The sequence below is a fragment of the Micromonospora sp. I033 genome, from assembly GCF_053890995.1.
Window position 1 is genome coordinate 1 of record NZ_JBSSLX010000261.1, and the last position, 7,134, is coordinate 7,134.

Here is a 7,134-nt window from a genome sequence, read left to right on the forward strand (position 1 = left end):
GGCCCGGCGGCGAGCACCAGCCGCGTGCCGGCGGCGGTCCCGGCGACCAGCACGGCGACGGTCAGCGCCCCGAGCGCGGCCCGGTGCCGGGCACGGCGGTCGGCCCGCCGGCGGATCCGGTCCGGGGCCGGGAGCACCCGCTCGTCGGTGTCGGCGGCGAGCGCCCGGTAGAGGCGGTTCAGGTCACGCGACATCATTCACCTCCAGCTGCTCGTCGGCCACGCCGGGCAGCAGCTCGGCCAGCCGGGCCCGGCCGCGGGACAGCCAGGACTTCACGGTGCCGGTGGGGACAGCCGCCTCCCGGGCGATCTCCTCCACCGACAGGTCGAACAGGTAGTGCAGGGCGAGTGCCTGCCGGTACCGGGCGGGCAGCTGCCGCAGCGCCCCGACCAGCAGCACGGTGTCCTCGCCCGGCGGCCCGACGTCGTCGGGCGGGCCGGTGCGGCTGGCCGCGATCCGCCAGCCGCGCAGCCGCCGCCAGCGGTCGGTGGCCAGCCGGTTGATGACCAGCCGCAGCCAGGCCTCGGGTGCGGGGTGGGTGGCCAGCTTCCCCCACTGCCGCCAGGCCCGGGCGTACGCCTCCTGGACGAGGTCCTGGGCCTCGCCGGGGTCGCCGGCCACCGCGCAGCCGTACCGGAGCGCCCGGCCCGACGTGCTGCGGTAGAAGTCGTCGAAGCTGTTCACGTCGCGCATCTGGATTCCCGCCTCCCTCACGCCCACCTGCACTGATGACGGTGAGGGCGGGCGCCGGGTTGCGGGCGTTCCGTCCGGAACACGACACGAGCCCGTGGTCCGGACCGCTACGGGTCACGGACCACGGGCTCGCGTGGTCGGCTCCGGGTCAGCCGTTCGGTGACGGCGAGACCGAGGGCGAGGCCGGCGGCGACGCCGAGGGGCTGCCGCTGGGGCCGGGTGCGGGCGGCGGGTTGGCCGCCGCCTGCGCCTGCTGGAACGCGGCCATCGCCTCGTCCAGCGCCTTCAGCGCCCGCCCGTACCGCTCGAAGTCGCCGGACGCCTGCGCGGCCTTGACCTCGGCGATGGCGCTCTGCACCTTGCCGGCCGCCTCGGCCAGCTCACCGGTGAGCACCGGCGGGGTGGTGCCGCCGGTGGTCGGCGGGTTGTCGCCGGTGGTCGGCGGCGGCGGAGCGCCGGAGCCTGCCCGCTTGCCCTGCTCGACGAGCTGCTTGATGCCGTCGCTCAGGTTGTTGGCCAGCACCACGTACGAGCCGCCGTCGCCGTAGGAGAGCAGCACCTTCTGCAGCAGCGGGTACGCGTCCTGGTTGCTGCTCTTCACGTAGACCGGCTCGACGTAGAGCATGCCGTCGGCGAAGGGCAGCGACAGCAGGTTGCCGTACTGCACCTGCGCCTGGTTGGAGGAGAGCAGGTTGAGCTGCTGCCGGATGTCGCCGTTGTTGGTCATCTGCTGGTGCACCTGCACCGGCCCGGAGATCCGGGTCTGGTCCGGCAGCTCCAGCACCTCCAGCTGGGGCCGGCCGTCGACGTACGACCCGGAGACCAGTGCCGCCAGGTTCTGCCGCCCGTTCGGGGTGAGCGCGGCGGTGAGCTGGAAGCGCGGCCCCTCCTGCCCGGGGAACTGGGTGAAGAGGTAGTAGGGCGGCTGCTTCTGCCCGCTGTCCGGCGCGTCCGGCACGTTCGGCACCTGCCAGAAGTCCTGGCCGGAGTAGAAGTCGCCGGGGTCGGTGACGTGGAACTTGGTGAGCAGGTTGCGCTGCACCTTGAACAGGTCGGCCGGGTAGCGGAAGTGCTCGGCCAGCTCCGGCGGGATGTCGCCCTTGGGCAGCACCAGGTCGCCGCCGAACGCCTTGTTCCACGCCTTGAGCACCGGGTCGGTGTCGTCGAAGTTGTAGAGCTTGACCGTGCCGTCGTACGCGTCGACGGTCGCCTTCACCGAGTTGCGGATGTAGTTGACGTTCTCCCGGGCGAGCTGGAAGGTGCCCCGTCCGGTCAGCTCGTCGGCCGTCTCGGCCTGCAGGTTGACCCGCTCGGCGTACGGGTAGGTCGCCGCGGTCGTGTAGCCGTCGATGATCCAGAGGACCCGGCCGTTCACCACCGCCGGGTACGGGTCCCCGTCCAGCGTGAGGAACGGCGCGACCTTCTCCACCCGGTCCCGCGGGTTGCGCACGTAGAGCAGCTTGGAGTCGTCGTTGACAGCCTCGGAGAGCAGGAAGTTCGACTCCTGCTCCTTGATCGCGTAGAGCAGCCGCCGGGTGAACGAGCCGATCTCGACGCCACCCTCGCCGGTGTAGGTGTAGTACTGCTCGCCGCCCGTGGAGGTCGGCCGGTCGAACTCGACGTTGCGGTCGCCGGTCTGCCCGACGATCGCGTAGTCGTCGGGCTCCATCCGCTCGCCGTAGTAGATCCGCGGCTGCTTGGCCGGGATCTGCTCGGCCTGCGAGGAGCACGCCTCCTGGGCCTTCTCACCGAGGAAGCCGGAGACGAAGTACGGCTGGCCGCCGCAGACCACCTGGTTCGCCGGGGCGGCGACCATGCCGTAGCCGTGGGTGTAGACGGTGTGCCGGTTGATCCAGTTGCTCTGCTGGTCGGTCAGCTCGCCGTAGTTGATCTCACGGACGCCGACCACGTAGTCGGAGGTCTTGCCGCTGGCCGCGTACCGGTCGATGTCCAGCTTCGGGCCGAAATCGTAGAAGCCGCGGACCTGCTGGAGCTGCGTGTACGTCTCGGAGACGAGCTGCGGGTCGAGCAGCCGGACGTTCTGCACCACCGAGGTGTCGGTGGCCAGGCTGGCCGGCGGGACCAGGTTGTTCGCCGCGTACCCGGTGTTCTTCGTGGCGGTCAGCCCGAACGCGGCCCGGGTCGCCTCGATGCTGCGCTCGATGTACGGCGCCTCCTTGTCCCGGGCGCTCGGCTTGACCTCGAAGGTCTGCACGGCCCACGGGTAGATGCCCCCGATGGCCACCGCCGAGACGCCGAGCAGGGCGAGCGCGATGCCGGGCCAGACCAGGTTCCGCATCCACGCGTTGGAGAAGACGATGATCGCGACGGCCACCACGACGGCGATCCAGGCGAGGATCTCCTTCGCCGGGAGCAGCGCGTTGATGTCGGCGTAGCCGGCGCCGTAGAGCTTGGCCCCCTCGTTGTACTCCAGCAGCATGGCCCGCTGGTCCAGCACGTACGCGATGGCCTTGAGCAGCACGAAGACGGCCACCAGCGTGCTCAGGTGGGCCCGGGCGGCGTTGGTCATCCGGTCCCCGACGCCCTGCAGCCGCACCCCGCCGAAGATGTAGTGCACGGCCAGCGCGCCGAGCAGGGCGAGCACCACCGCGGTGAAGCCGACGCCGAGCAGGTAGCGCCAGAACGGCAGCTGGAAGACGTAGAAGCCGACGTCGACGCCGAACTCCGGATCCTTCACGCCGAAGCTGCCGCCGTTGCGGAACAGCAGCCACTGGCTCCACCGGCTCTGCGCGGAAAGGCCGGCGAAGAGCCCGATGACGGCGGCGGTCAGGGCGATCCAGGTGCCGAGCCGGGGGCTCAGCAGCATCCGGTAGCGCTCCAGGGTGGCCTGCTCCGCGGAGTGCGGGCGCAGCTGCGGTCGCAGCCGGTAGGCCAGCCAGAGGTTGCCGGCCACGATCAGCGCCATGCCGAGCCCGATCACCAGGAACAGCAGCAGACGGGTGGCGAGCACACCGGTGAACACCTGGGTGTAGCGGACCTCGTCGAACCAGAGCCAGTCGGTCCACGCGTTGACTCCCCACCCGAGCAGGGTGAAGAGCACGAACACCCCGATCAGGACCCCGATGGTGACGCGTCCGCGCCGGCTCATCCTCGGCAGGGGGCTGCTACGCATGACCACTGTTGGCTCCGCACGCTCGATGTGATCGGCTCCGACCAGGCACCCAGAGTACGGGGTGTTCCTGAACGCGTCGGGTCAAGGTCACGTCACGATCGTCCGGCGGCCCCGCGGGCCCGGTTCAGCAGCGGGTCGGCTGCCCTCCCGCGCGCAGCTTCTCCAGCGCCGTCAACGCGTCGTCCAGCGACGCCACCCTGAGCAGCGGCAGGTCGGGCTGCGGGTTGCGGACCGCCTCGGCGCAGTTGTCGGCCGGCACCAGGAAGACCTTCGCCCCGGCCTCCTTGGCGCCCACCAGCTTCTGCGCGATGCCGCCGATCGGGCCGACCCGGCCCTCGTCGTCGATGGTGCCGGTGCCGGCGATGACCTTCCCGCCGGTCAGGTCGGCCGGCTCCAGCTTGTCGATGATGCCGAGGGCGAACATCAGCCCGGCGCTGGGGCCGCCGATGTCACCGAGGTCGATCTTGAGGGTGAAGGGGTGCGGCTGCTGCTGGTCGATCTCGATGCCGATCCGCGGCCGGCCGTCCTGCTCGCGGCTGGTCACCGTGGCGGTGGCCGGCGCGCCGGCGCGGGTGTAGCCGATCTTCAGCGCGGTGCCGGCCGGCTTCGCCCGGATCAGCTCGGTGAGCCGGGCCGCGCTCGTCACCGGCTGCCCGTCGACCGAGGTGATCACGTCGTTCGTCTTCAGCACGTCGACGGACGGGCCGCCCGCGGTGACCGCCTTCACCAGCACCCGGATCGGGTAGCCCAGCTCGCGCAGGGCCGCCGTCTCGGCGCTGGTCTGCGAGTTCTGGAAGTCCTCGGCGTTGCGCTGCTCGACCTCCTCCTGCGACTCGCCCGGCGGGTAGACCAGCTCACGCGGCACCACCGCCTCGTCCGAGGAGAACCACCCGGCCAGCGCCGAGCGGAGCCGGACGGTGGGCTGCACGCCGACCGTGGTCAGCCGGAGCTGGCCCGCGGAGGTGGACGTCGACCGGCCGGTGATCTGGATGATCTCCTTGCCGTCCGCGCTGCCCAGGGTGTTGACGGTCGGACCGGGACCGAGCACCACGTACGGGATGGGCACGCTCAGCACGCCGACGCTGAGCAGGGCGGTGAGCAGTGCACCGAAAAGTACGGTCACGCCGCGACGTCTCATGCGCCAGAGCGTACCGATCCGGCCCGGAACGTCCGGCGCGGTGACCGCCGGACTTCGCCCTCAGCGCAACGCCGACGCGCACGACCTGCGGCGGGGCGCGCGTACCGTAGACGTCGTGCCTGATATTCCGTTCGGCTTCGCGCTCCCGGGTGGGCAACCACCAGACCCCAACGATCCCGCGCAGATGCAGCAGTTCATGTCGCAGTTGCAGCACCTGCTCTCCGCGCCGGGCAGCGGACCGGTCAACTGGGACCTCGCCCGGCAGGTGGCCGCGAGCCAGCTCGCCGCCGCCGGCGACCCGGCGGTCTCGCCGTTCGAACGCAACGCGGTCGAGGAGGCGCTGCGCATCGCCGACCTCTGGCTGGAGCCGGCCACCTCGTGGCCCACCGGCATCCGGAGCTCGGTCGCCTGGAACCGCAACGAGTGGATCTACAAGACCCTCGACGTGTGGCGGAAGCTCTGCGACCCGGTCGCCAGCCGGATGGTCGGCGCCATGGGTGACCTGGTGCCGCCGGAGGCCCGCGCCCAGCTCGGCCCGATGCAGTCGATGGTCGCCACGCTGGGCGGCGCCCTCTTCGGCGGCCAGCTCGGCCAGGCGCTCGGCTCGCTCGCCGCCGAGGTGCTCTCCGCCGGCGACATCGGCCTGCCGCTCGGCCCCGCCGGCACCGCCGCGCTCGTCCCGGCCAACATCCGGGCGTACGGCGAGGGCCTGGAACTGCCCGAGGACGAGGTGCGCCTCTACGTGGCCCTCCGCGAGGCCGCCCACCAGCGGCTCTTCCAGCATGTCCCGTGGCTGCGCGGGCACGTGCTCACCGCGGTGGAGAACTACGCCGCCGGCATCCGGGTCAACCGGGAGGCGATCGAGGAGGCGATGGGCCGGGTCGACCCGACCGACCCGGAGTCCATGCAGGCGATCGCCCTGGAGGGCATCTTCACGCCCGAGGACACCCCGGCGCAGAAGGCGTCGCTGGCCCGGCTGGAGACCGTGCTCGCCCTGGTCGAGGGCTGGGTGTGCCACGTGGTCGACAGCGCCGCGGGCGACCGGCTGCCGAACGTCGTCCGCCTGGGCGAGGCGTTCCGCCGCCGCCGGGCCGCCGGCGGTCCCGCCGAGCAGACCTTCGCCGCCCTGGTCGGCCTGGAGCTGCGACCGCGCCGGCTGCGCGAGGCGGCCGTGCTCTGGTCGGCGCTCACCGAGCACCGCGGGATCGCCGGGCGGGACGCGGTCTGGGGGCACCCCGACCTGCTCCCCTCGGAAGAGGACTTCGCCAACCCGGAGGCGTTCGCCGCGACCACCAGCGACCTGGACGAGGAGCTGGCGAACTTCGACTTCACCGCGCCCGGCGCGCCGGAGGAGCAGGCCCCGGGCGAGGACGACGACAAGTCCTGACGCCGCACGTCGCCGGGGCCCCCACGAATGCTCGTGCGGGCCCCGACGCGTCCGTCAGCCGGGCTGGCCGGTGAGGAGTGCCCGGGTGGCCTCCCAGCCCTCGAAGGCCGGGTCGAGGGTGGCCAGGTCGGCCGGGCCGCGCAGCCGGCGCCAGCCGGCGGTGACCGCCACGTCCCCGGGGCGCGGGGCGGCGGCACGCACCTCGGCCGGCGCGGCGGTATCCAGGTCCAGCGCCGGCAACCACTCCGGCACGGGCAGCCGGGCGGCCACCCCGAGCAGCCCCGACCCGCTCCCCTCCACCGGGGCGACCGCCACCGGACGGCTGGACAGCGGCCGGAGCAGCTTGCCGAGGGTGAGCCCCGGCACGTCGGGCGCGTCGGCGACCACCACGGCCGCCTGGTCGTACCCGGACAGCGCGGCGAACACCGCGCCGACGGTGGGCTCCGGCACCTCGTGCACGGCCGTGCCGGGCCAGACCACCGCGTCGGCCAGCCAGCGGTCCTCCGGCGTGACCGCCACGGCGGTCTCCACCTCGTTCAGCGTGGCCAGCAGGTCCACCACGTCCTCGGCGAGCGCGCTCCGCCACCGCTCCGGATCGATCCCCGGGGGCGTCCAGCCCACGGGACCGAGCAACGCCACGACCACACGTCGAACCACCCGACGACCCTAACCCGCTCCCCGCCCGGACCGACGCGCCGACGTCCGCCGATCGGATGCCCGCCCTCCGCAACAGTCACGCACCGCCCCACCGTCGGTGGAACACCATGGGTGTCTCACCGACCG

The 7,134-nt window shown here is 72.6% G+C and carries 5 protein-coding genes and 1 pseudogene; 1 reads left to right on the forward strand and 5 read right to left on the reverse strand.

Features of this window, described 5'->3' with window-relative positions:
• From ACW0Q9_RS27585 to ACW0Q9_RS27600, 4 genes and pseudogenes are all read right to left on the reverse strand, one after another.
• Positions 1 to 194, reverse strand: a pseudogene (locus ACW0Q9_RS27585) (hypothetical protein); the annotation flags it as partial.
• On the reverse strand, positions 184 to 693 hold the full coding sequence (locus ACW0Q9_RS27590) for a SigE family RNA polymerase sigma factor (RefSeq protein ID WP_456186201.1): 510 nt from the start codon (positions 691 to 693) through the stop codon (positions 184 to 186). The gene ACW0Q9_RS27590 and the pseudogene ACW0Q9_RS27585, both read right to left, overlap by 11 nt.
• 148 nt (positions 694 to 841) lie before the next feature.
• On the reverse strand, positions 842 to 3,826 hold the full coding sequence (locus ACW0Q9_RS27595; RefSeq protein ID WP_456186195.1) for a UPF0182 family membrane protein: 2,985 nt from the start codon (positions 3,824 to 3,826) through the stop codon (positions 842 to 844).
• A 124-nt stretch (positions 3,827 to 3,950) separates the two neighbouring features.
• On the reverse strand, positions 3,951 to 4,964 hold the full coding sequence (locus ACW0Q9_RS27600; protein WP_456186197.1) for a YlbL family protein: 1,014 nt from the start codon (positions 4,962 to 4,964) through the stop codon (positions 3,951 to 3,953).
• Between the two features lie 184 nt (positions 4,965 to 5,148).
• On the opposite strand from ACW0Q9_RS27600, the gene ACW0Q9_RS27605 reads away from it, so the two are divergent.
• Positions 5,149 to 6,351, forward strand: a complete 1,203-nt coding sequence (locus ACW0Q9_RS27605; protein ID WP_456186203.1) for a zinc-dependent metalloprotease — start codon at positions 5,149 to 5,151, stop codon at positions 6,349 to 6,351.
• A gap of 54 nt (positions 6,352 to 6,405) precedes the next feature.
• On the opposite strand, the gene ACW0Q9_RS27610 is transcribed toward ACW0Q9_RS27605, so the two are convergent.
• Entirely contained in the window at positions 6,406 to 7,008 is a 603-nt protein-coding gene (locus ACW0Q9_RS27610; RefSeq protein WP_456186199.1) for a hypothetical protein, read from the reverse strand.
• Positions 7,009 to 7,134: the final 126 nt, after the last annotated feature.

Excerpts from the sequence above, each read along its gene's own strand:
- ACW0Q9_RS27595 (WP_456186195.1), bottom strand. The coding sequence starts at position 3,826 with ATGCGTAGCAGCCCCCTGCCGAGGATGAGCCGGCGCGGACGCGTCACC.
- ACW0Q9_RS27600 (WP_456186197.1), bottom strand. The coding sequence starts at position 4,964 with ATGAGACGTCGCGGCGTGACCGTACTTTTCGGTGCACTGCTCACCGCC.
- ACW0Q9_RS27605 (WP_456186203.1), top strand. The coding sequence starts at position 5,149 with ATGCAGCAGTTCATGTCGCAGTTGCAGCACCTGCTCTCCGCGCCGGGC.
- ACW0Q9_RS27590 (WP_456186201.1), bottom strand. The coding sequence starts at position 693 with ATGCGCGACGTGAACAGCTTCGACGACTTCTACCGCAGCACGTCGGGC.